General features: G+C 64.0%; 22 protein-coding genes. 3 read left to right on the top strand and 19 right to left on the bottom strand.

The window, feature by feature from the left end; genetic code table 11:
• Window positions 1-140: 140 nt before the first annotated feature.
• The 6 genes from WS66_RS12405 to WS66_RS12380 form a co-directional block, all read right to left on the bottom strand.
• Window positions 141-881, bottom strand: coding sequence for an SDR family oxidoreductase (locus WS66_RS12405; protein WP_059605778.1), 741 nt, complete (start codon window positions 879-881; stop codon window positions 141-143).
• 144 nt (window positions 882-1025) lie between these two features.
• Window positions 1026-1931 carry an SDR family oxidoreductase gene (locus tag WS66_RS12400; protein WP_059605775.1) on the bottom strand — a complete coding sequence of 302 codons (906 nt, stop codon included), beginning with the start codon at window positions 1929-1931 and terminating at the stop codon, window positions 1026-1028.
• Window positions 1932-1975: 44 nt separating this feature from the next.
• A complete protein-coding gene (locus tag WS66_RS12395; RefSeq protein WP_059605772.1) occupies window positions 1976-3064 on the bottom strand; it encodes a HoxN/HupN/NixA family nickel/cobalt transporter in 1089 nt (362 codons plus the stop codon).
• A gap of 99 nt (window positions 3065-3163) precedes the next feature.
• Window positions 3164-4195, bottom strand: a complete 1032-nt coding sequence (locus tag WS66_RS12390; RefSeq protein ID WP_059605769.1) for a DUF4331 family protein — start codon at window positions 4193-4195, stop codon at window positions 3164-3166.
• Window positions 4196-4405: 210 nt separating this feature from the next.
• Window positions 4406-5683, bottom strand: coding sequence for an MFS transporter (locus WS66_RS12385; protein ID WP_059605765.1), 1278 nt, complete (start codon window positions 5681-5683; stop codon window positions 4406-4408).
• On the bottom strand, window positions 5680-7002 hold the full coding sequence (locus WS66_RS12380) for a sensor histidine kinase (RefSeq protein WP_059605762.1): 1323 nt from the start codon (window positions 7000-7002) through the stop codon (window positions 5680-5682). The genes WS66_RS12385 and WS66_RS12380 overlap by 4 nt, the downstream gene beginning before the upstream one ends.
• Before the next feature lie 308 nt (window positions 7003-7310).
• Here WS66_RS12380 and WS66_RS12375 point away from each other — a divergent pair, with 308 nt between their 5' ends.
• Window positions 7311-8048 (top strand): SDR family oxidoreductase, encoded by a 738-nt coding sequence (locus WS66_RS12375; protein WP_059605759.1) that lies wholly within the window; start codon window positions 7311-7313, stop codon window positions 8046-8048.
• A gap of 64 nt (window positions 8049-8112) precedes the next feature.
• Here WS66_RS12375 and WS66_RS12370 read toward each other — a convergent pair whose 3' ends face one another.
• A complete protein-coding gene (locus tag WS66_RS12370) occupies window positions 8113-9081 on the bottom strand; it encodes a LysR family transcriptional regulator (protein WP_059605756.1) in 969 nt (322 codons plus the stop codon).
• Window positions 9082-9839: 758 nt separating this feature from the next.
• Here WS66_RS12370 and WS66_RS12365 point away from each other — a divergent pair.
• Window positions 9840-10790, top strand: coding sequence for a helix-turn-helix domain-containing protein (locus tag WS66_RS12365; RefSeq protein ID WP_059605753.1), 951 nt, complete (start codon window positions 9840-9842; stop codon window positions 10788-10790).
• Between the two features lie 264 nt (window positions 10791-11054).
• Window positions 11055-11480 carry a DUF3331 domain-containing protein gene (locus WS66_RS12360; RefSeq protein WP_059605750.1) on the top strand — a complete coding sequence of 142 codons (426 nt, stop codon included), beginning with the start codon at window positions 11055-11057 and terminating at the stop codon, window positions 11478-11480.
• Between the two features lie 172 nt (window positions 11481-11652).
• Here the strand turns inward: WS66_RS12360 and WS66_RS12355 are convergent.
• From WS66_RS12355 to WS66_RS12305, 12 genes are all read right to left on the bottom strand, one after another.
• A protein-coding gene (locus WS66_RS12355) for an IS5 family transposase (RefSeq protein WP_108064602.1) occupies window positions 11653-12410 on the bottom strand; the annotation gives its coding sequence in 2 pieces (ribosomal slippage) (window positions 11653-12095 and window positions 12095-12410; 759 coding nt in all).
• Between the two features lie 41 nt (window positions 12411-12451).
• On the bottom strand, window positions 12452-13360 hold the full coding sequence (locus WS66_RS12350) for a LysR family transcriptional regulator (protein WP_059599336.1): 909 nt from the start codon (window positions 13358-13360) through the stop codon (window positions 12452-12454).
• Window positions 13361-13457: 97 nt separating this feature from the next.
• Window positions 13458-13799 carry a DUF4148 domain-containing protein gene (locus tag WS66_RS12345; protein WP_059599337.1) on the bottom strand — a complete coding sequence of 114 codons (342 nt, stop codon included), beginning with the start codon at window positions 13797-13799 and terminating at the stop codon, window positions 13458-13460.
• A gap of 199 nt (window positions 13800-13998) precedes the next feature.
• A complete protein-coding gene (locus tag WS66_RS12340) occupies window positions 13999-14433 on the bottom strand; it encodes a c-type cytochrome (protein WP_059599338.1) in 435 nt (144 codons plus the stop codon).
• Window positions 14434-14447: 14 nt separating this feature from the next.
• Window positions 14448-15692 (bottom strand): molybdopterin-dependent oxidoreductase, encoded by a 1245-nt coding sequence (locus WS66_RS12335; RefSeq protein ID WP_059599339.1) that lies wholly within the window; start codon window positions 15690-15692, stop codon window positions 14448-14450.
• A complete protein-coding gene (locus WS66_RS12330) occupies window positions 15689-17968 on the bottom strand; it encodes a heavy metal translocating P-type ATPase (protein WP_059599340.1) in 2280 nt (759 codons plus the stop codon). The genes WS66_RS12335 and WS66_RS12330 overlap by 4 nt, the downstream gene beginning before the upstream one ends.
• Window positions 17965-18558 (bottom strand): c-type cytochrome, encoded by a 594-nt coding sequence (locus WS66_RS12325; RefSeq protein ID WP_059599341.1) that lies wholly within the window; start codon window positions 18556-18558, stop codon window positions 17965-17967. The genes WS66_RS12330 and WS66_RS12325 overlap by 4 nt, the downstream gene beginning before the upstream one ends.
• Window positions 18555-19154 (bottom strand): cbb3-type cytochrome c oxidase subunit II, encoded by a 600-nt coding sequence (locus WS66_RS12320; RefSeq protein ID WP_059599342.1) that lies wholly within the window; start codon window positions 19152-19154, stop codon window positions 18555-18557. Before WS66_RS12320 ends, WS66_RS12325 begins: the two co-directional genes overlap by 4 nt.
• 1 nt (window position 19155) lies before the next feature.
• Window positions 19156-20820 (bottom strand): cbb3-type cytochrome c oxidase subunit I, encoded by a 1665-nt coding sequence (locus tag WS66_RS12315; protein ID WP_059599343.1) that lies wholly within the window; start codon window positions 20818-20820, stop codon window positions 19156-19158.
• Window positions 20821-20905: 85 nt separating this feature from the next.
• Window positions 20906-21073 (bottom strand): hypothetical protein, encoded by a 168-nt coding sequence (locus WS66_RS33665; RefSeq protein WP_159086545.1) that lies wholly within the window; start codon window positions 21071-21073, stop codon window positions 20906-20908.
• A gap of 21 nt (window positions 21074-21094) precedes the next feature.
• A complete protein-coding gene (locus WS66_RS12310) occupies window positions 21095-23428 on the bottom strand; it encodes an FdhF/YdeP family oxidoreductase (protein WP_059599350.1) in 2334 nt (777 codons plus the stop codon).
• Between the two features lie 210 nt (window positions 23429-23638).
• Window positions 23639-24145, bottom strand: coding sequence for a Dps family protein (locus tag WS66_RS12305; RefSeq protein WP_059599344.1), 507 nt, complete (start codon window positions 24143-24145; stop codon window positions 23639-23641).
• Window positions 24146-24418: the final 273 nt, after the last annotated feature.

The following is a 24418-nucleotide window of genomic DNA, read 5'->3' as shown; positions in this document are numbered from 1 at the left end:
TCCGCCCGACTATCAGTGGCCATGCATCGAATCGAGCCAGCGAGGCGAAGGCGCCTTCAGATGAAGGCGCCTTCGCGATATACGGTCCGGGATCGGCATCGATGCGCCGTGCGCGATGAACGCCGTCCCGGACTGTGGATTCAGCACATGCCGCCGTTTGCACGAACGACCTGGCCGTTGATCCACGCGCCTTCCGGGCTGGCCAGAAACGCGACGACGGCCGAGATGTCCGACGGCTGCCCCAATCGTTCGAGCGGATTCATCTTCGCCATTCGATCGATGAGCTCCGCGTTCTTGCCGGCGAGGAATAGCTCGGTGGCCACGGGGCCGGGTGCCACGGCATTGACGCTGATGCCTCGTCCGCGTAGTTCCTGGGCGAGCACCTGAGTCAGCCCCTCCACCGCGCATTTCGTCGCGATATAGACGGCATACGTCGGCAAGCGCACACCGGTAACGCTTGTCGTCAAGTTCATGATCCGGCCGCCGTCGCGAACACGGCGGGCGGCCTCGCGCGATACATTGAACGCACCCTTGAAGTTGATCGCAACCGTTCGGTCAAAAGTCGCATCGTCGAAGTCTGCGATCTTCGCCTGATTCATGACGCCTGCGCTGTTGACGACGACGTCCACGCGGCCAAAAGCCTTCTCCGTCGCGTCGAACATCGCAATGGTCGCGGCCGGATCGGCGATGTCGGCCTTGACGAGCAACGCGTCGCCGCCGCTCTCGCGAATCGTTGCGGCGACTTCCTCGGCCGGCGCCGCGTTGCTGGCATAGTTCACGACGACCTTGAAGCCGTCGCGCGCAAGACGAATCGCGATTTCCGCGCCGATCCCGCGCGAAGAACCGGTAACGAGGGCTACCTTTTCGGAAGATTGGATCATGTCGTGCTCCTGGAGTGTATGCCGGGCCGCCGCGAACGAAGGTTCGTCGCACGGCCGGGCCCGGGCGGTGGTGGGAAGATTGAGTACCGAAAGGACGCGTCGGCACGCCGTCATGGCGCGGTCAAACCGGCGCGGTGTGCCTGCTCACGGCGATGTGCGGATTCGCGGCGCAAGAAGGTCGGACAGTCCCACGCGATGCAGCATCTCGGCGCGCAGCCGGTCGAGCACGGCGAAGCCCACGTTCGCGCCGTCTTCGGTCGGATCGACATGCACGCGGAACGGGCGCTTGCCTGTCGGCTTCGCGACTACGTCCACGATCGCATCGGCGACGAGATCCGCACGGGCGTCGGGCGGTACGATTGCGGCGAATGCCTCTTGGACTTCGTGCCCGAAGTTTTTGTAAGGGCCGGCGTCATATTCGGCCGCGCGGGCCGTGTCCGCCGGGGCTCCCGCGTGAGCGAAGTGATTCGTGCCCTGCGTGAATGCGCCGGGGACGATGATCGACGTCTCGATTCCCCAGCGCGACAACTCGCGTGCGTACAACACGGCAATCGCATCCATTGCCGCCTTCGCACCAAAATACGGTGCGAGGTAGGGCGGTGTGCCGCCCGCGGCGCTGCTGCTCGATACCCACACCAGCAATCCTTGCTGCCGCTCACGGAAGTGAGGGAGGACCGCCCGGTTCACCCGCTGCGTACTGACGACGTTAATGTCGTAAAGCTGCGCATACTGCTCGGGCGTAAACGCTTCGGCCGGACCGAAGGCCATGTGCCCGGCATTGTGGATCAGCACATCGATGCCGCCGGCCTGCTCCAGAACGGTTGTGACCGCGTGCTCGACGGACGCGTCGGACTGCACGTCGAGTTCAAGTGTGCGCAGGTCGATGCTTGACGTATGCGCGAGTGCGCTGATCTGTTCGGTGACGGCAGCGTTACGCCCCGCCGTATCGCGCATCGACGCGTAGACGATGTGGCCGGCATGTGCGAGTGCCTCTGCTGTCAGCCTGCCGAAGCCGCTCGACGCGCCGGTGATGAGTATGACCTTGCTCATGATGGGTTTCCTTGGTGGTGAGTGAACGTCAAACCGGTGAAGAATCATGCGCCTCCACCGCGTGCCCAGCGTTGTTCGATTCGTCCGAACTTCCATATCGCGGCGGACACCGCCCATGTCGCGACGAACAGGCCGACGATCGCGAACCCCATATGGTTGAGGTCGAGTGCCGGCAGCCACGTACCTGACGCGCCGTGCGCGTGTAAAGCATTGCCGAGCAGGCCGAGCATCTCGATCGTTCCGATGATGAGTGCAAAGCCGATGGAGAGACCGGTGACGACGAGGTTGTAGTAGATCTTGCGAACGGGTTGCGCGAGCGCCCATCCGTACGCAAGCGTCATGAACGAGCCGTCGATCGTGTCGAACAACAGCATGCCGGCGGCGAACAGAACGGGCAGACAGAGAATCGCGTACCACGGAAGGCCCGACGCGGCACCCGCGCCTGTCAGCACCAGCAGGGCGATTTCCGTTGCAGTATCGAAGCCGAGTCCGAACAGGACGCCGACGAAGTACATCTGGGAAGGCTTGCGAACGATACGCATCAGCGGCGCGAGAAAACGGCTGATCAGGCCGCGCGATTCGAGGCAACGTTCAAGCTGCGCTTCGTCGAGCCGCCCGCTCCGCATGCTGCGAAAAGCCTTCCAAAGATCGTAAAACGCGGCGATGTTCAGTGATGCTATCGAATAAAGGAACACGCTGGAGACGAGCGCGCCGACGGTGCTTGTCAGCACGCGCAGCGGCGAGCCGGCGTCGAGTACATGCGCCGATAAGGAATGCATGCCGAGCGCGATGAAGATGGCGAGCCCGAACACGACGCTCGAATGACCGAACGAGAACCAGAATCCGACGCTCGAAGCTTGCCGTCCTTCACCGAGCAGTTTGCGCGTGGTGTTGTCTATCGCCGCTATGTGGTCGGCGTCAAACGCGTGCCGCATGCCCAGCGAGTACGCAGTGATGCCGGCGCCGATGCCGAAAGCTCGGGAGCCGACACTGAGATGGTGCGGAACGATGAACGCAAGCAACGTACCCCAACCCACGACGTGAAGAACAACGATGAACATGGCGACTGCGGCCAGTGAAACGGTTGCCGTGCGGTGATACGAAAAACGACGAATGTCATGGCTTGCAGACATGGAAGCCTCGTCAAAAAGATGGGGAGATACGGGGCAGCCGCGGCAGAGCAGTCAGTTGCCGCAGGGGAAGTCGGCGGCGTCACGCACCGCCGACTCGCTTCAGGCCTTGGGCACGTACGGGAACGTCGACGTCGGCTTCGACGTGACCGATTCTTTCCCGATCCCGAGGCTGATCGGCGTATTTGCGGCGATCGAGAACATCACGTCCGGTGCGTTGTCGGTCATGGACCGTCCGTTCCATTGCGCGAAGCCGAATACGGCCGGCGTGCCGACCGTGTACGGCAGGACGTTCGGAAGCAGTCGATGAGCGACGGCTGCTGCATAGCCGTCCGGATCTTCGGCCGTTCCGTTGGCTCGCACCGCGCCGGCGATCGACTTGATGAGCGTTGCGCCGTAGGTTTCGAAGTCGTCGGCGGGGCGACCGCCGTTCAGCCGATCGCCGAGGTCCTCGTTGTACTGGGTGAAGAGCGGATGAATCATCGGAAGCCCGACACGGTTGATCGGTCGCCAGCCGCCGCTGTCGGTGGCGAGGGTCGCGACCGCCCACACGCCGATTCTCCGGTTGCCGTTGGCCGCGGCGAGCAACTCGGCGTCAGGCACTTCCAGAACGATCGAATACACGGTGTGACCGGCGAACAGGTTGCGCGCGTCGCCGGGCTGCCACGTACCCAGATCGAGCGGCTGTCCGTCCTGGAACGCATGACCGACCGCGTGAAGGACGTCGGGCTCGATCCAGAACGGATCTCCTGCGCGTCCCGCCCACACGCGCAGGCCGGACGGCGTCGTAATCGTCTCGTCGGTGTCGCCTTGCGCAACGATATCGCCGGCTGCATGCGGATCCGTAGCTGCGGCGCCGACGATGCGCCGCACGACGAAATGCTGCTTGCCGCCGGTATCACGCTCGTCGAACGTGACGCGATAGGTCACATCCTCGACTGCGTCCTGATCGAGGTCGATCTTGAATTCATAGAACCCCTCGGGGTGGTAGCCGGGGGTCGGCACGTCGCCGGCAATCGAATGGCAAACGTTGATGACGAATACGGTGCCGGTCTCGCCTCGAAAGCAGTACAGGTCGGTAATGTCGAGACGGATGTCCTGCCGGGCGAGCGGGGAGTCGAGATGATGCGACATGGTTCGATCCTTTCCGTAAGATCAATGAGAATGACGGCGGTGCGGCGTCGTGGACGGCCGCGATTCATCGCGCTGGATGACGGAAAGGAGTGTGGCGCGCCAGGCGAACGGGCGCTGTCCGGAAAGGCAGCGCCGTTTCCGATTTGCACGGCATCGATACCATGCACGTGTGCCGACGGCTGCGCGGGCGTGCGGACCGGCGGCTGGACGTTATGCGTTCGCGCTGCGCACGGTGCGAACCTGAAGAACCGCAATCAGCGTAATCGCGGCGGACACGCAGACATACCAGCCGGCGGCGGTGTGCAGGCCCGTCCACGCATCGACCGACGCAACCACGAACGGGGCCGTGCCGCCAAACAGCGCGACGCCGGTGGCGTACACGACCGACATCGCGACGGCGCGACCCCGCATCGGGAACATCTCGAGGATGACGACGATGCTCGGCGCGCCGGCCATGGCGGACAAGCCGGCGAACAGCGCGACCACGCAGAGTAATACGACGGGTTGAGGATGGCTCGCCGCGTAATGGAACGCCGGTAGCACGGCCAGCATGGTGAGGGCGCGCGACAGGCCGATGGTCCGCAATCGGCCGATTCGATCCGCGAGCCAGCCGCCTGCCAACGACAGCGCCAGCGTGACCGCACCGACCGCCGCCGTCGTCACAAGGGCAGCGTATGCAGTCGGTGGCGGACCGGCGACGCCGGCCGTGGTCGCGTAGGTCGCGACATAGGTCGGGACGGTGCCGCCGAAGATCAATGCGATCGCGAGCAGCCATTGCGACCGATACCCGACGAGCATGTTGCGCACGGCGTGACCGTCGCGCGGCGCCAGCCACGTCTCGTCGATCTTGCGGCGCAAATACAGCTGGACGGGAATCAGCATGCCCGCGAGCGCGAACGGTATGCGCCAGCCCCAGTGCTGAATTTGCGTGGTGGTAAGCAGGTTGAAAATCGCAATACCGCAACCGCCGGCGGCGACCAGCGCGAGTCCCTGGCCCGCCATCAGCCATCCCGCATAAAAGCTCTTGCGCCGGGGCGGACAACGCTCGATCAACAACGCGCCCGACGATCCCATTTCCCCGCCGACTGCCAAGCCCTGCAGGATCCGGCAGATGAGCACGGCTATCGGTGCGCCGATGCCCAGCGTCGCGTAGTCCGGCGTCACCGCGACACCGAGCGAACCTGCGGTGACGAGCGCTGCGGTGAGCAGTAGCGCCGGCTTGCGTCCGGCGGTGTCCGCATGGAGGCCGATCGCTAGCGCGCCGATCGGACGGGACAGGAATCCGGCCGCAAAAGTGCCAAGTGACAACATCCGTCCGTATGCGGCCGATGCATGCGGGAAAAAAGCGTGGGCGATGAACGCGGCGAAGACCGTATAGCAGAAGTAGTCGAAGAACTCGACAGCGTTGGCAAGCACAATCGTGGCGAGCGTACCCGCCGTGAGCCTGTGTGCAGACGCTGCGTCGGCGTCGTTCCGGAATCGTCTCATGCGGCCTGGTCGTCTCGAGGTGCGGATGCTCGCGGCTTACCGGTGCCGAAGGCATCGGGAAAGTTCGGGACGGTGAAGCAGAAAGTCGTTCCTCGCTGGCCGGTTTGCTCGATCCATATCGCACCGCCGTGCGCTTCCACGATTGACTTCGAGATCGGAAGACCCATACCCATTCCGTCGCTCTTCGTGCTGGAAAGGGGTTGAAAGATCGAATCCGGTTGGGCAGCCATGATGCCGCATCCCGAATCGGAGACTTCGAAAAGTACCTGCATGTTGTCGTAGCGGCGCACGCTCACCGTCAGTTGCGACGCACGATCCGTGAGATCGGCGGCGGAGATCGCGTGAATGCCGTTTATCAACAGGTTGGTCAACACCTGCTGAAGCTGAATGCGGTCGGCATATGCGCGTATGCCCGGCTCGATGTTCATTGAGACGGCGATTGCATGCGCATTCGCCTCCGAGGCGATCAACAGCATCGCGGATTGCACGATTTCGGCACAGTCGACTTCGACGGCCTCGACCGGCGCGCCGACGAGAAAGCCGCGCAGACGCTGGCAGATGGCCGCAATATCGTCGGTCCACCGGGCCGCGTAGCGGAACGCGGCCAATGCTTCACCGATATTCGGCTCGGCGCGGTCCATCCAGCGGGCGGCTGCATCGAGCGCCGTACGGACCGCACCGAGCGGCTGGCCGATTTCATGAGTAATCGACGCGACAAGTTGCCCGACCATCGATACTCTGGCCGTTCGGGCCATCTGCGCGCGCAACGCCTCCAGGCGCTCGCTGTTTTCCTTGTGCTCGGTCACATCGAATGCATAGAAATGCAGACGACGATATTGCGCCGGCTCGGTCGGCAGCGAGCACCGCCACACGATGGGTACTTTCCTGCCGGTGAGGGTCGATAGCAGGCGTTCGCCCTGGCAGAATGCCCGCCCGTCGAACATCGCACGCAATACCTGTGAGTTGCTGATGCGATTCGCCGGAAGCAACCTGCGCGACTGTTCGAAAAACAGCGCCTTCGATTCTGCGTCGAACAGTGCGAGCGCGGCGCCGTTTGCGTCAATGAACGCGTGTCGCTCGCGCAGCTCGTCGATGACGTGCGGATGGCCATCGATGTAGGTTTCCAGATCCGTCACGCCACATGCCTTGAGCGAGTCGACCCACGCCTTGATGCCGGACCAGTCCTCTATAAGAATCGGTATGGGCGCGTCGCGAAATAACGAATCGGCGTCGACGCGCGCTTCTGCCGCAGCTTCCTCCGCTGGGCCTGACGGTTTCCGTGTCGATAAGCTCGGCGACTTTCCGTTGGGTCCGTTCATGGGGCGAGTTCGAATACGTGCGAAGTGAGGTCGAGCATCGCTGAATGTCGTGGACGAAGGCGTCTCGGGAAAAGTGCGGCGATTATACAAAACCATAATGTCGTGCGAGCACGGCATTCGGCATGCCGGCATTCGGCACGATACGACTTGGCTGACCGCCCGTCGCGAACCTTCTCGTATTTCACCAGCTTGGCGCCTGCTCCGGCTCAACAAACGTGCGAATCGAAAAAAATCGCATCGGCGGCGACTGCATAGTGACGCGAGCATCGGACTGTGCCGGTGCGTCACATCAACTGAAAGGAGCCAATATGTCGGATAGGGTGAAAGTTGCGCTCGTCACCGGCGCGTCTGGCGGCATCGGCAAGGCGGTCGCGCTGCGACTCGCGACGGACGGATTTGCGATCGTGGGCCACTACGCCGGAAACGGCGCGGGGATGGACGCTCTCGTCTCGGACATCATCGCCCGAGGCGGGCGGGCAATCGCGGTCAAGGGCGATATCAGCGCGGTGGACGATGTCGCCGCGCTCTATGACCGTGCACTGAATGCATTCGGCCGGCTCGATGTGGTCGTCCATTGCGCGGGCATCATGCCGCTCGCGCCGATCGGTCCGGACGGTCTGGACGTATTCGACAGGACGATTCAGGTCAATCTGCGCGGCAGCTACCTCGTCATGGCGCATGCCGCGTCGCATCTGCGCGACGGCGGCCGTATCGTCGTCTGCTCCAGCAGTGTCGTCGCCAAGTCGTTCCCCGGCTACGGCGCCTACATCGCGTCGAAGGCCGGCGGCGACGGGCTGGTGAGAGTGCTGGCCAACGAGATGCGGGGGCGGCGGATTACGGTTAACGCGGTCGCACCCGGACCGGTTGCGACGGAGTTGTTCCTGAAAGGAAAGACGGACGAGCAGATCGAACGGCTTGCGCACCTCGCACCGCTCGAGCGGCTCGGCCAGCCGGACGATATTGCGGGTACGGTAGCGTTTCTCGTCGGCGAGGACGGCCAGTGGATAAACGGTCAGATTCTTTATGCCAACGGCGGTTTTGCTTGATTGGGCGGACGCCTTCGGCGCGAGGTCGCGAAGGTGTCATCCCGCTCTCTGTCCCGCGCGCAGGTCAGCCCACGCGCGCGGGATGTTCCAGGCACGCGGTGGGTTCCGACCCATCGGCGGCAGTGGGGCACGACGGCGCCTGAAGCACGTCAATCAGGCGCGCCGCCATGAAATCGACGAACGTTCGGATCTTCGCGTCGACGTGGCGACGCGACGCGTAAAGAACGAACACGGGCGTGCGCTCCAGGCGATGGTCGGGGAACAGCCGCACGAGCGAGCCCTGTCGAATGTCGTCGATCACGCAGTGCAGCGGCAGCGCAGCGACGCCCGCGCCCGCAAGAACGGCGAAGCGCGTGGCGTCGACGTCGTCGATGGCGAAAGGTCCCTCGTTGTTTGCCGATGCGGGCTTGACGATGGAGAGCCTGGTGTGGCGCTTCGGCGTCGAAACGCGCGCGGGTACGGGTGTCAGCGCGTGCTGAGCCACCTGATCGAATGTGTCGATTCGGCAGGTCTGGAGATACTTCGGTTCGGCAACCAATACATGCTCGATCTGGCCGACTATCCGGCTCACGTTCCCGGAATCGGGCAGTGAAGCCGTGGGCACGATCGAGACATCGACGCGGTCGTTAATGAGATGTGCGGCGCCGGGTATGAACGTCACATGAACCTTGACGCTCGGATGCTGGCGTTGATATTCGACGAGGCATTGCGTGAAGCGCCGGAGTCCGAGCTCGGGTGAGCAATGGACGTGCAGTGTGCCGTGCGGCAGGGTATAGGCGCCGCCGGCCTCCGCTTCGGCATCGTCCAGATCGGCGAGAATCTGCTTGCATCTCGCGTAATAGCGCTGCCCGGACTCCGTCAATGACAGGCTGCGTGTCGTGCGGTTCAGCAGTCTCGCGCGCAGCCGGTTCTCGAGCATGGATACCGCCCGCGACACGCATGCCTTGCTGCACTCCATATGGCCGGCAGCCGCGCTGAAACTGCCCGTTTCCACCACATGCGAGAAGATCCGCATGCTCAGTAGCGTGTCCATGAATACCTCGTCGTGTCCAAAAATCTCGACTGTCCGACAGCAGGAGACGGGATCGACGATCGCGCGCTCCGGAACGCTGTCACGAGATCAAAAGATAGCGGGACGCTCTCTTGCGCACCATCGTACGTTGGGATACGCGGGTACCCGATAGGCACTTTCGTCTCATCCTCGGGTATAGCGCGTTGCCGATTTCAGTTTTGTCATCCGGATGTTCGACTGACGTCAAGTCCCGATCGTCACAATTGGCGTACTGGACAACGGCCGTATCGGGCGACGCGCTTGCCGCGTGCCAAAGATATGCACTCAATCGTTCATGCAAGGTGTCAGTGATGAACAACCCGTTATCAATGCGCACATGGCGGCGAGTCAAACCCGTGGAATCAAGCGGTGATGGCGCGAAAGGACGACCGGTTTCACATGCTTTCTCATACCTTCGTATAGGTCGGGCCAGCGGTTCGTAGCCGGAGAGCGTCCCGGCGATGGTGTTGCTGCTCGGTCCGGAAGGCTTCCGTCCGGTCGACCGGTCGCTTGCGTGCCGGCCTGCAGCGTGATGGGGATTCTCTGCCGCCATGTCGACGGCACGCGCCGACGGCTGCGCTGTCCCGGTTCGTGCATTAAACCTCGATATGACCGGCCCCACCCATCGACGAGTTCGAGCAACCCCTTTGTACGGCTGGTGCAACGTGCTTCGTTTCGATACCGTGTATTCACCGCGCCGGTCGTGCGCAACGCTTCATGTTCCCGTCAGGTAGCTAGCCATGATTCTTTTGTCATCGAGTCCTTCCAAGACAGCCACCGATTTCGACGCGCTTGCCGGTGTGCGCGCGTCCAGCCCTATTGCTACCGAACACGCGTGGCGCGAGCCGGGCGCCGGCCGCGATATCGACATCGCGCTTTCGCGCTGGACACGCAATGTTGCTCAGACGCTCGAGGTGGCGAACGACTGCAGCGAGAACTGGCACTGCATCGGCATCAACCTCAAATGTACGTTGCTGACCTTCTCGCACGCGGGCCGCACTCTCGTCCAGGGCCGGTTGACGGCGGGTGCCGCGCAAATAACCGCACCGGGTGTCGCGTGTCGCGCCGTGTTCGACGCGCCGAGCGACGTGCTGCATTTGTTCGCGTCCCAAACGGTACTGGCCGAATGTTATGCCGACCTTTTCGGTCGCGCCCATGCAGGCGACATCGTCATCGACGATCCGCGCCTCATCCGGGATCCGGCGCTCGAGCGGCTCGGTCAGGCGCTCGCCGTATCCCACACGCAGGACGCGGCATTAGGCAAGGTTTTCGCCGACAGCGTCAGCCTCGCGATCGTGTCACGTATCGTGGGTCGCCACTTCGCGACGAACAGGAGCGAGGTGCGCGGCGCGGCTGCGCTGCCGTCGTGGCGCATGCGTCGTGTGGTCGAGTATGTCGAAGCACACCTCGCGGAATCGATCGGGCTCGCCGATATGGCGCAAAGTGTCGGGCTGACGCGGATGCACTTTGCTGCGCAGTTCCGCCGGGCCACCGGATTGCGGCCTCACGAATATCTGATGCGGCGACGCATCGAGCGCGCACAGCAACTCCTGCTCGAATCGCGCCATGGCTTGCTCGATGTCGCACTGGGTTGCGGCTTCCGTTCGCAAGCCCATTTCACGACGGTGTTCAAACGCTTCGTCGGAGAGACTCCTTTTTGCTGGAGGGCGAAGGCAAATGTCGATCGATGAACGGGTACCGGTTTTCCTTGCCATTAGCGAGAGATTTCTTCGTGGCGCTAACCAGCGCGGCGGCCGCGACACAGTCTTTCACGTCTCGCATGTGTTGCCGGGTTGTATCGGCACCGGGGCGTGCTCGTCGAACGACGCCCGCGAGATGTCGGAGCACGCTCGCCGATGTGACGAGCCAGGCCGCCTCAGATAGTCGCAGCGGCGCCCCCGCTTGCGGTGCACGCTTGTCGAAACGGTGAAACCTATGATGCAACGAGGACGACAATGAACTTCTCGACCGACGTGATGGCGATGGATCCATGGCAGCAGACGCTGAATCTGCTCTCCCAATTGTGCCGAAACGATGTGCGACTGGTCGCGCCTGCGATTGAGCCGTTGCATGCCCGCGGGACGGAGCATCAGGCGCGTCCGCGAACGGCAGGTGCCGTGCGCCGGGCCGTGTCCGTAAGTTTCGTCGACCGTGTGAGCTCGACAGCGGTGACGATCGCATGGCGCGATTCAACGCACTGCTCGTATGGCGACCAGACCTGGCATGTGACCCGCGCCCGTACAGGCGGGATGTGCGCACTCAGCGGTCGGCCTGTCCGGACTGGCGACGCCGTCTATCAGCCTCGCGGCCGCCCGAGGCCGCTCAATGCCGGTGCGATGATTCTGGAGTCGGTGCTGCGCGAAGCGGAAGCCGGTCGCTGACATCAGCGACGATGCGGCAGGCGGCGGGCTTCGCTCGAACAAAAGACCCGCTTGCCCGCCTTGTCGGCTCGCGATCGTCCGGAGCGGTCGAATCGTTGGATGGACCGTGTGGAATTTTCGATCGTCGTTGAGCGCGAAACGCCAGGCGCCCGCGGGCTAGGTCGTGTTCACACTAGCGCAGGGCTTCGACGATCAGGGCAAAGTTGATAAAAGCAATGAACATCAAATCGAGTTTGTCGAAGCGGGAGAAGATGCGACGAAAGCCCTTCAACCGGCGAAACAACCGCTCGACTTCGTTGCGACGTTTGTACATTTCCCGGTCGTACTCCCAAGGCTCGACGCGCGTGCTCAACGGAGGAACGACAGGGATAAAGCCGAGATCGAGCGCGAGTTGCCGGGTTTCGTTTCCTTCGTACGCCTTGTCCATCAATAGATGCAGCGGTCGATTCGGCGGTCCCAGGCGTTCGAGCAGTGCACGGCCGTGCGGCGCATCGCCGGCCTGACCGGGAGACAGTGCGAACGTTATGGCTGTTCGAGCATCCGCGGCAACCATATGAATCTTGGTTGTCCATCCTCCGCGAGATTTGCCGATGGCTTGGGGTCCATTTTTTTTAACGCACCGGTACCGTCAGGATGAACCTTCACGATCGTGCTATCCAGCGACACCGCTTCAATTCGAACGCGGATGATCTGTGCGCGCTGCAACTCCGTGAACACTCGGTCCAGGACGCCGTTGCGAGACCAGCGGTTCATGCGCGTGTAGATCGTGTGCCAGCGGCCAAAACGTGGCGGCAGGCCGCGCCATTTACACCCGTGCTCGGCAACATAGAGGATCGCGTTGAGCACTTGCAGGTTCGACAGGCTCACATTACCCCGCTGTCGCGGCAAGCAATGTTCGATCTGTTTGAATTGGGCTTCGGAGATTTCCATCTCCGAAGCATATCCTTAAATCTATGTAGTGTGAACAGGCCCTAGTCTGCCCCCACTGCAATCGTAGTGTTCAGCGTGCCGCTTGCCACCAGGTCGAACAATGCCTGGCTGCTGGGCGACAGCGATCGCCCTTTCGCCCACACCATGTGTAGCGGCCGCACGATTCGCATGTCCTCGACTTCGATGATGGCCAGTTCGCCGCGTCGCAGCTCGTCCGTTACGCTGAGCGTCGAGATGTAGGCCAGCGCGTGCTGGGACAGCAGCATCCGCTTGATTGCTTCGGTATGGCTCACCGACATCAGTGGCTCGATCTCGAGCCCGGCGCGACGATACGATTCTTCGATGATCGCGCGCGTTCCGGACCCTGGTTCGCGCATGATCACGGTCCGGTCCACCAGATCCCGTGCACGTACTTTCGTACCCGCAAGGGGGTGACCCGCCGCGGCGACGACGGCGATTTCGTCGGAGCCGATGCGTCGAGCATGGAGAATGGAGTCGTCAAAAGGCCCCTCGATGAAGCCGATCGTGAAGCTCAAGTCGTGCAAACCCGCTTCCACGCGCTCGGTGTTCGTGACCGTAAGATCGATGGCGACACGGGGGTGACGTGCATTGAACTGTGCAATTGCTTCCGGCACGAAAAAAACGCCGAGTGTGGCGCTCGCGCCGATCTTCATGTGGCCCGAGCCGAGGCCCGTGAGCTCCGCGAGTTCTTTTTCGGCGGTATCCGAGAGCGTAAAGATGCGGCTTGCATACTCGTAGAGCAGCTTGCCGCCCTCCGTCAGTGCCACGCCGCGCGGCAGCCGATCGAACAGCACGATGCCGAGACGATCTTCGAGCTCGCGGACCTCCCGGGTGACGGCCGGCTGGCTGACGTGCAAACGCTCCGCGCCGGCACTGATGCTGCCGGCGCGCGCGACTTCATAAAAGGCGAGAAGATGAGTGAAGTTCATGGGGTGCGGGAGAGGCGACGGCTGCTGCGCACTACGCATACCCGGCTGAACTGCCGAGCGGGCGGGCTCGGCTGAACAGTGTGCAACGCATCAGCGGTCAGCTGCCGAAATAGGGATTGCAGAAGCTCGCCGGGCCGACGCACGATGCGGCTGCATGCATGGCCGCGTGAGCGCGCTTGCCGCTTGCCGAGGTACCGTCCGTCGGTGCGCCGCCGAAACCGCTCGCTGCCTGCTCGGCCGCAACCTTTGCTTCGGCTGCTTGAATATCCGCCGGATACTGCGGATCGTTTCCGGTCGCCGGATTATAGCCAGCGCGCTCGACGCGGACCAGATCGGCGCGCACTTGCGCACGCGTGAGCGGCGTATCGCTTTGCGCGAAGCTGAGCGCGGGAGCGGCGAGGGTGCCGAGGACGAGGGCGACGCATGCAAGCGTTTTCATGATGAGGCTCCTTGAGTTGAGTGGAATGCGACACATCCTTCACTGTCGATCGATCCCGCAGTTGTCCAATAGCGTTTGCATTTACCGGGTGTCGGCGGCGTGGCGATGGATCGCGAGTCGATGAAACAAGGATATCGGCGCGCCTCGCTCACGAAAAATGCATTGTTTCGATGCGTGCCATACAGCACGGTTATGGCTTTCAGCTCGCCTGATTGTCGACGCCGGACGGGCCCGCCTGCGGCTTGCGGCCATCGATGGCGTTCAGGTAATGCGCCAGCGCATCGATCTGGTCCGGCGAAATGGGTGCGCCGAACGCATTGCGCATTTTCGCGATTTCGACCTTCCATTCGCCGGTGGTGAGCGGCGGTTGCCGCAGCACCATGCCCGTGGAGTGGCACATCACGCAATTCGCGTTGGCGATGTCCGCACCGGGCCCGGGCGGAAACGTCGAATGGCCGGGCGGCAACGTCACGGTGAGCGCACTCAAGTGCACCGGCGGCGCGATGGCGTCCTGGCGTGCCGCCTGCGCTGCAATTGACTCGGGAAGGTAGTGCCGGCCCACGAGGCCAAGCAACGCACCAACGGAAACAGGGACCATCAGCATCACCGCCATACGCTTCAGTCTTGCGTTCATGTTGTCGCTCCTTGTCAAGCCACGTCGAGCTGAATCGATTCGATGACGTTGCGCATGAAACCTGCACCGTTCCAGTTCGGTGTGGCCGGCTGGGCCTGCCCCGTCGAGTCGATGGCGCGCACCATCAGCGTCTGCGGGCCGCGTTGAGCGAAGCGCACGTTCGTCTGCCACTGGCGGAAGCTGTATTTGCCGTAGTCGCGTCCCAGTTGCGTATCGGCCCAGCTGCGCCCGCTATCTGTCGACAGCTGCACGCGCGCCAGTGCGTTGATGCCGCCGAACGCAATGCCGCGGACGAGCACCGGTTGCCCCGCGCCCACGTTGTCGCCCGTCTTGAGGTTGGTGAAGAAAGAGCGCGGCAGCATCCGGTTGATGGGAATTTGCGGCACGTCGGTCTCACCGGGTCGCACGTTGGCGAAGTGGTTGGCCGGCACCTTGTATGCCTTGGCAGTCCAGAAGTTGTCGTCCGGTGTGTCCAGCACGTCGATGTCGGTCACCATCTTCACCCAGTACGTCGCATACCAGCCCGGTACGACGAGCCGTAGCGGATAGCCGTTGAGCAGCGGCAGCGGCTCGCCGTTCATCGCATAGGCGAGCATGACTTCGCCGTCGCGTGCATGGTCGATCTCCACGGACTTGAGGAACTTGGGCGTTTGCGGAATCACGCCCGAATCGAGCCCGTTGAAGCGAACGCAAACGGCGTTGGCGCGCACGCCCGCATGGTCGAGCACGTCCTTCAGACGAACGCCTTTCCATAGCGCATTGCCCATCGCGCCGTTGCCCCACTGGCCGCCCGGCACACGCGGGCTGAAGAAGCCACGCGAGTTGCCCGAGCATTGATTGACCGCGGCGATCTCGTAGCGCGGGAACCTGCGCATCAGGTCGTCGAGCGAAAGATTCAACGTCCGCTTGACGGCGCCGTGAACAGCGACGCGGTACGTGGCCGGATCGATGGAGTTCGGAATGTTGGCAAGGTGCCAGCGCACGTAGAAGCGATCGTTCGGCGTGAACACGCCCTGGTCGAAGACGTCGAACGGTGTTTCGAGCAGCGGTGGACGCGTGCGCTGCAGGATCACACTGGATTTTTGCGGCAGGTCGGACGTGAGCGGCCGGCTGCCGTTCTCGAACGGCAGCTCGATGGTGCCGTTCTGCGTGCCGCGCGCGAGCGTGGGCGTCATGAATGCCGCCGCACCCAGCGCGCCGAGGCCGGCCAACAGGCGGCGCCGGTGCAGCGAGACGGGATCGTAATCGTGTTGGCTCATGAGGTGCTCCAGGTCTGTTCGGTGGACAAAGCGCGCGTGGGACGCGACGTGCCGGTGGGGGCCGGCGGCCTATCGGTGCGGACCGCGAGTCGGCCGGCGTTCAGCGTGACGGACATCGAGCTCGCGACCATCAGCGCGGCAGCGGTGGCGGGCGACACGCAGCCGAAAACGGCGGCGGGAATCGCGAGCGCGTTGTAGACGACCGCGGCGGCGAGGTTCTGGTGCATGACGAGCGCGGTGCGGCGCGCGAGCCGCAACGCGAGATCGAGCTTTTCCACGCCGGCGTCGACGAGCACGATGGATGCGGCGGCCATCGACGCGGGCGACGCGCTACCGACAGCGATTCCGACATCGGCCGCGGCAAGGGCCGGCGCGTCGTTGAGTCCGTCGCCCACGAACGCGACCGCGCCCCGACCCGCGGCCTGTGCGTGAACGATGTGTGCAGCCTTTCGTTCGGGAGACTGCGCCGCGAGGATGGACTCGTCGCCCAGGCCTACGGCCTGCGCGATGGCGCGTGCGACGATCGGCCGGTCGCCGGTCAGCATGGTCACCGTTGCGCCGTGCGCGCGCAGCGAAGCAACGGCGTCCCGGGCGCCCTCGCGCGGGCGGTCGGCGAAGCCCAGCATGCCGCGCCAGCAGCCGTTGCGGGCGACATGGACGGCGGTGTTCGCATCGTCGAATTCGGGTACCTGCACGTCGTGACTGCGCAGGAATGCGGCGGTGCCGGCGAGAATGCATTCGCCATCGGCGCTTTCCCATGCCACGCCGGCGCCGGGCACCGCGCGCGACGTGCCGCGCGGGGCATCCACGGCACCGGCGAGCCTGTCGGGCGCGACGAGCATGCGAATGGCGGCCGCGATCGGATGCTCGCTGCCGCGCTCGGCACGCGCCGCTTCCTCGATGAGTTCGGCTTCGCGGACGCCGCTTGCCGCGCGTGCGCCGACAAGCCGTGGCTTGCCCTCGGTCAGCGTGCCGGTTTTGTCGAGGAAGAACGCGCAGAGTTTGCCGGCCTTCTCGATGGCCTCGACGTCGCGAAAGAGAATGCCTTCGCGTGCGGCGCGTCCGACACCGGCGCTGAGCGCGAGCGGCACGGCCATGCCGAGCGCGCACGGGCAAGTGACGACAAGCACCGCGACGGCACGCTCCAGCGCATCCGCCCATCCCGTGCCCAGCAGGCCGCCGACGAACACCAGCAGCGCGATCATCGCGATGGCTGGGACGAGGCGGCGCGTGAAGCGCTCGGCGATGGCTTGCGACGCCGTCTTGCGGGCGAGCATCGCGCGCACGCTCGCCGCGATCGAATCCACGCGCCGCTCGCCCCATCCGTATTTCACGCGCACCAGTAGCTCGCCGTCGGCATTGAGGGCGCCGGCCTCGACGAAGCTGCCGCGTTCCACGCCGACGAGCTCGCTTTCGCCCGTCAGCAGCGAACGATCGAGCGACGACCGGCCGTCCGTGACGATACCGTCGAGCGGCAGACGCTCGCCCGGCAGCACGCGAATGATGCTGCCGGGTGCGACGCGCTTGGCGAGCACGACCGTCTGCGCGCCGTCGCTCGCGAGCACGCGCGCGGTTTGCGCGGGCAAATCGAGCAGCGCGCGAACGGCGTCCGACATGCGACTGCGCACGCGCAGTTCGAGCCAGCGGCCAGCCAGCAGGAAAGTGATGATCATGGCCGCCGAATCGAAATAGACCGTCGATTCGCCGTGCGCGACCCGCCACACGGAAAGCAGGAACGACGCGCTCGTACCCATTGCGACGAGGCAGTCCATCCCGGGCACGCGTGCACGCAACGTTCGCCACGCGGCCTTGAAGAACGGTTGTGCGCAATAACCGACGACAGGCAGCGTGGCGATGCCGGCGAGCACGGCGAGCCCATGGCGGACGGGCTCCGGCACCGTGGCGGCCGTCGTGAAGTAAAGCGTCGTTTGCGCCGTCATTACCCACATCGAGCAGAAGGCGGCGATGACGAGCCGGAGCGTCAGGTCGTCGAGCAGTGCGGCCGTATGCGCGCGCCGATCCGGCGTCTCGCTTTCGGGAGTGCATTCGTAGCCGAGTTTCGCCGCGGCAGCGAGCAGATGGTCGAGCGAGGTGCGGCGCGGATCCCACTCCACGGTCGCGGATTCCGACGCGAAGCTCACCCGCGCGTCGAGCGCGCCGGGCTGGCGCTGCAGTATGCGTTCGAGCGCGTTCGCACAGCTCGTGCACCACATGCCGCGTACGTCGAGCGTCGCGCTGTCGGGCGCGCTGGGTGCCATCACGGCGGCCCTGCTCATGGGCGCTTCAGCTCGTCTTCGCCGGCCCACGGCGCCGTGCGGTTGCCGATGGCCGCGCGTTCGGCTTTCACGACGTCGGCCGTCAACGCCGGCGAGTGGTTGCCGAAGCTCGAGCGGACGTGCGAGGCGACGGCGGCAATCTCGTCGTCGGTCAGTGTCGTGCCGAACGCCGGCATCGACCCGTTGAACGTGCTGCCTGCCACCGTGATCTTGCCCGTGACGCCCAGCAGGAGGATGCGCGCCACGAGCTTCGGATCGCCGTTGACCCACTCCGAGCCGGCGAGCGGCGGGAAGACGCCCGGCAGACCCGCGCCTGTAGCCTGGTGGCACGACGCGCAGCGGCTCGCGAAGAGCAGGGCGCCGTCGGCTGCCGCCGGCGCCGAGGCAACGGCGTCGGTGCCGCCCGGCGCGGCTTGGGATTTCGCGGCCGAGTTCGGACCGAGTGCCGGATTGAGGAGGAAGTAGCTCACGCCCCAGACCGCCAGCGCGGCGGCCACGAGGCCGAGCAGCCAGGGCACCGGGTTGCTGCGCTCGATCGGTTCCGCGTGTTCGCGCGCGCGGACGGCACGCGCATTGTCTTGTTCGCTCATTTCATTGCTCCCGACGGATCGGCCGGTGCCGGATAGGTGTGATTGAGGGCCGTGAGATAGGCGACGAGATCGAGCGCGTCCTGCGACGCGACGACCTGTTTGCCGTCGGCCGGTGCGAACTTCGGCGGCAACTGCACCACGACGTCACCCGGCTTCGCGTGATCGACGACCTTGAACAGGAACGGATAGGCTGGCATCACGCTGCCTGGCGTCACCGCGCGCGGCTGATAGAGATGCGCGAGGTGCCATGCGTCGCTCGGCTGCCGGGCGCCGATGTTGAACAGGTCGGGCCCCGTGCGCGATACGCCGAGCAGGTGCGGATAGTCGTAAACGTAGTCCGCGGGCACGGACGGGCGTCCCCATCCGCGCAGTTGATCCGGGCCGAGCGAGGGCGCGCGCGGCTGCTGTGAATGGCAGTAGACGCAGCCCATGTTCACGTAGGTCGCACGTCCGCGCAGCTGCGCGACGGTATAGGGCTTCAGCGGCTCGGGCGGCGCTTCGTCGCGCAATTGCCGATACGGAAGCGCGACGAGGACGAGCGTCGCCATCGCGAGCATGATCAGCGAGCCGATTACGACGGTCAGGACGCGGTTCATGTCAGGCCCCCATCGAGATCGCGTGGCGAGCCGGCGCCGCGTTTGAGCGCGCGCCCTGCCGACCGAAGACGAGCGCGAAGAAGTGATACGCGAATACGAAATGGCCGATCGTCATGAGTGCGCCGCCGAGCGTGCGTGCTTGCAGATATGGCGTGAGGACTTCGACGGACGCCATGAACGGACGCGCAGGATCGAGCAGTGCGATGCCTTGCAGAACGCCGCCGATCGTGAGCGAGACGAAGTAGATGGCAAAGCCGATGGCGGCGAGCCAGAAGTGGAGCCAGACGAGCTTCGGGTACGGCCATTCGCGTTCGAGCACGCGTGGCATCGTGAAGTAGATCGAGCCGAACATGATCATGGAAAAGAAGCCGTACAGGCCGAGGTGGGCGTGGGCCACCTTGTACTGCGTGAAATGCACGAGCCGATTGAAGAACGGCAGCGCCTCGAGCGACCCCTGCAACGACACGAGCGTGTAGAGCACGGCCCCCAGCACGACGAAGCGCAGCGTAGGCGAGTGTTTCAGCGCGCCGAAGTGGCCGGCCACCGTCATATGGTGGTTCACGCCGACGGCGAGCACCGGGACGATCATCATCACGCTCTGGACGACCGAGACGCTCTGCAGCCATTGCGGAACCGGACCACCCAGCAGGTGGTGAATGCCGGCCTGGCTGTAGAACATTGCCAGGGCCCAAAAGCCGACGAGCGAGAGCGCGTACGAGTAGATGGGCCGCCCGAGCACCTTCGCGATGAAGTAATAGGCTGCGGCCAGGCCGATCGGCGTGAGCCACAGGCCTAGCACGTTGTGCGCGAACCACCAGTTGACGATGGCCTGCTCGACGCCGAAGTGCACGCCCGGCACCTTCGCGACGATGTAGAGGATGGGGAACCACAGCAGCGCGGCGGCGAGATACCACACCGAAACGTATAGATGGCGCGTGGTGCGCCGTGCGATGGTCATGAGGAGCGGCACCGCCGCGAGCGCGCCGCCGACCGCGAGCAGGATGCCGATTTGCCACGGAATCTCGAGCCATTGCAGGCCGTCGGTCCATCCCGACAGAATGGCGGCGATGCCCGCGGAGAGGCCGGCATTCCAGAGCCACGCGCCGGCGATCGCGTAGCGCTCGCCCGCCAGCTGCGTCTTGAGCAGGCGCGGCAGCATCCAGAGGGAAATGCCGATGCCTGCCATCGACGCCCATCCGTATACCACCATATTCAGATGCGCGGTGCGCACGCGGCCGAACGTAAGCCAGGCCGACTGCGTGAGAAAGTCCGGGGAGGTCAGCTTCTGCGACGCGACCAGGCCCGCAACGGAACCCAGCAGCAGCCAGAACACCGAGGAGCTCAGAAAGACGAAGGTCGGCCCGCGGCTCGACGCGTCCAGCCGCGCGCGTTCCGCGAGTTCCCGACCGAGTGCCGGCAAGCCGCCCGATGCGCCGGAACGTGTGCCGGGCGCCACATGCGCGGTGGCCTGCTGGAGGCTCTCGCGTTGCGATGCGGACAGGGCCGGATCTTCGGTCTGTCCGACTTCCCCCGCGGCGAAGATGACCTCGGCTGCATCGGGGCCGGCCCGCATCAGTCCGTTCATTTGTGCCCACAGGAACAGAAACAGCCCGAGCACGGAGATCAGAAACGACAACGCGAGCAGCGTGCCAATCGTGAAGTTCATTTCGACAAAGCTCCTCGGTGAATGGAATATCCGCGCGAACCCGTAAGGTATCCTTTGTAATGGGAAAGCATTCGGGTGAACGACGTCAACGGATGATCGACTTGCAATTGATTGTGTCGAAATCGGTGGTGATTGCGGGAGCCAGTATAAGCAGCACCGGCGCGCCCGTAATATTCAAATTCATCATCGCCGGCATGCCTTTTTCGTATGCCTCGCCAGTCGACCATACCCGTGGATGCAGCACGTGATGCATCGACTCCGCGAGGAGAGCGGCTTACCCGCCGATCGCGCGCGCAACGGCGAATGCGGCGGAATCCGGGCCTACCGTGGCCGCACGCATCACCTTCACGGGGACCGACTTGTACGCGGGTGTGCGGCTTTGCGGGTCGAACGCATCGAGCGGCACGAGCGGATTCGCTTCGGGGTAGTAGGCGCCGCAGCAGCCGTCCGGCAGCGAGTATTCGACAATCTTGAAGCCGCGCACGATACGTTCGATGCCGTCTGTCCAGAGCGCGACGATATCCACGCGCTCGCCCGGATGCAAATTGCGCCTGGCGAGTTCGCGAGTATTCATGAACAGCACGTCGCGCTGCCCGAATACGCCGCGATATCTGTCCGAATGAGAATAGAGCGTGGTGTTGTACTGATCGTGGCTGCGCATCGTCGTGAGCATCAGCGCATCCGGATCGCCATGATCGAAGTCTTCATCGAGACCGGCGAAGACGAGGAAATTCGCCCGGCCCGTCGAAGTTGCCCACACCCTTTCGCGCGCAGTCGACGCGAGATGAAAACCGCCGGGTATGCGGATGCGATCGTTGTACGCCTGGAAGATCGGGAACACCACTTCGATCGCGTCGCGAATCCGGTCGTAATTCGCGACGAGATGTTCCCATGGCACGCGCGATGCGCTGCCGAGCGTTGCACGGGCGATACCGGCGACGATCGCCGGCTCGCTGAGCAGGTGCTCCGATGCCGGCGCGTTGCGGCCAGCCGACGCATGGACCATCGACATCGAATCTTCCACGGTAATCGATTGCGGTCCGTCAGCCTGGATATCGATTTCGGTGCGTCCGAGGCATGGCAGAATCAGTGCTGCCTTGCCGTGTACCAGATGGCTGCGATTGAGCTTCGTTGCGATGTGCACCGTCAGGTCGAGCCGGCTTATCGCCGGCTGCACGCGGACCCAGTCCGGTATGGCGGCGGCGAAATTCCCGCCCAGCGCGATAAACACCCGTGCATGGCCGCGCATCATCGCATCGATGGTGGCAAGCACGTCATGACCGTGTGCGGCGGGCGGACGAAAGCCGAACGCGCGCTCGATGCCGTCGAGCAGCGCCGCGCTCGGCTTCTCGGTGATGCCGACCGTGCGGTTGCCTTGCACGTTCGAGTGTCCGCGCACCGGACAGATTCCGGCCCCCGGGCGGCCCACGTTGCCCCGCAGCAGCGCGAGGTTGGCGATCTGCTGTACGTTTTCCGTACCGCGGCGGTGCTGAGTGAGCCCCATGCCGTATACCAGGATCACGTTGTTCGCCGCCATGTAGATGCGCGCGGCATTTTCGATGTCGGCCCGCGCGAGGCCCGATACGCGCTCGATGGCGTCCCACGACGCGGCGCGCAGGTCCGCGACGAGCTCATCGATGCCGTGCGTATGGCCGGCGATGAACGTCACGTCGAGGATTCGGGGTTTGTCGGCCGCTACGGCCGCGTCGTCTGCTTCGACGATCGCCTTCATCATCCCCTTGAGCACGGCCGCGTCGCCGCCGACGCGGACCTGGTAGAGAAACGTGCTGATCGGCGTCGAACCGAGCGTTGCCATTTCGAGCGGGTCCTGCGGCGCGGTGAAGCGCTCGAGCGCACGTTCGCGAAATGGGTTGAACGAGACGATCTTCGCTCCGCGGCGCGATGCCGCGTGCAGGTCGGTCATCATGCGGGGGCTGTTGGTGCCGGGGTTCTGACCGAAGATGAAGATCGCGTCGGCCTGCTCGAAGTCCTCGAGCAACACGGTCCCTTTTCCGACGCCGATCGACTGAGGCAGCCCGACGCTCGTGGCTTCGTGGCACATGTTCGAGCAATCGGGGAAATTGTTCGTGCCGAACTCGCGTACGAAGAGCTGATAGAGGAATGCCGCTTCGTTCGATGCGCGTCCGGAAGTATAGAAATCGGCCTGATCCGGATGATCGAGGGCATTCAGAGCGTCTGCGACGGTGGAGAAAGCGGCCTCCCACGTGATCGGTACGTAGCGATCCGACGCGTGGTCATAGGTCATCGGGTGAGTGAGACGTCCGGCCATCTCGAGATCGTAGTCATCCCATGTCGACAGCTCCGACACGCTGTGTGCGGCGAAGAACTCAGGCGTGCAGCGCTTCGACGTTGCCTCCCATGCCACCGCTTTCGCGCCATTCTCGCAAAATTCGAACGATGACGTATGTTTCGGATCCGGCCATGCGCAGCCCGGGCAGTCGAATCCCTCCGGTTGATTCATGTGGAGCAGCGTCTTAGCGCCGGACACGGCAATGCCCTGCACTGCGAGCGCCGCACCCGTAGCTTTCAGCGCACCCCAGCCGCCGGCGGGTTCGCTGTAGATTCGAACGGTCTTTTTCCTGGCCATGTCGAGTTCCTCGATGGATTCGGGGTCGATCTTGATGCGTTCGTGCGCGGCGGCATTGCATCGTGGCGCCGCGAGTTTCGAATTCGCACGCAAGAATGTCGGTTGCGCTGCTCCGAGACTTCTCAACGGCGCGAGGAAATGGCACGACCGATGATTGACGATGTGGCGTTGGTGAAGCAGGCGCCGTCGACACTCGGTCTAGCCGATGCGCTAGCGACAGGCTTCGGCGAGGAACCACGCGCGCCGTTGTGCTTCGTCGATCCAGTTCTCGATCATGCTCGCCGTTGCGACGTCTCCGTGCGCTCCGCAGACAGCGTGCGCGGCTAACATGAACTGCGCGAGCAGCAGGTTGTCACGGCGCAGTTCGCTCAGCATCGCTTCGGGGGGCACGTTCGCTGAGTCGCTATCCACGAGTCGTTGATGCCGCGCGATGTCACCGATCGAACGCAACGTCGTCCCACCGATCTTGCGCACGCGCTCCGCAATGTCATCCGTGATCGCGAAGAGCTGGACACCGTGCTCGTCAAGCATCAAATGGTAGTCGCGGAAATGCGCACCGCTCATGTGCCAGTGGAAATTCTTCGTCTTCAGGTAAAGCGCAAACACGTCTGCGAGTAACGGGTTGAGCGCGTCCGAGATAGCGCTGATTGCGCGCTCGTCGAAGCTTGTTGCGGTTTCGGAGGCGGCGTGGCGAATGGTCTGGCGGGCTTTTGACATGATGCGGCTCCATTTAACGCGAAGGGCGGCATCTCGGTCGAAGCACTCATGTCGCGTGGTGCCGGTGAGAACGATTCGAACGCACCGCGTGGGAGCACGACATTCCGGACAATCAAACAGAGCATGCAGCCGCTTCTTGGCGAGGCTTGCGATCGTTCGCGGGTTCCACAGCAGCCGCGATGAACAGACGAAGCGCAAGAACGTACGGAGAGGTTGACGACTCGGCCGTTCGGGGATTTTCGCGTTCGCCCGTAACACACCTGAATCGCACGG

It is taken from the genome of Burkholderia sp. LA-2-3-30-S1-D2, assembly GCF_001523915.2.
Classification (GTDB): Bacteria; Pseudomonadota; Gammaproteobacteria; order Burkholderiales; family Burkholderiaceae; genus Burkholderia; species Burkholderia diffusa.
This window is presented reverse-complemented; position numbering and strand designations above follow the sequence as displayed.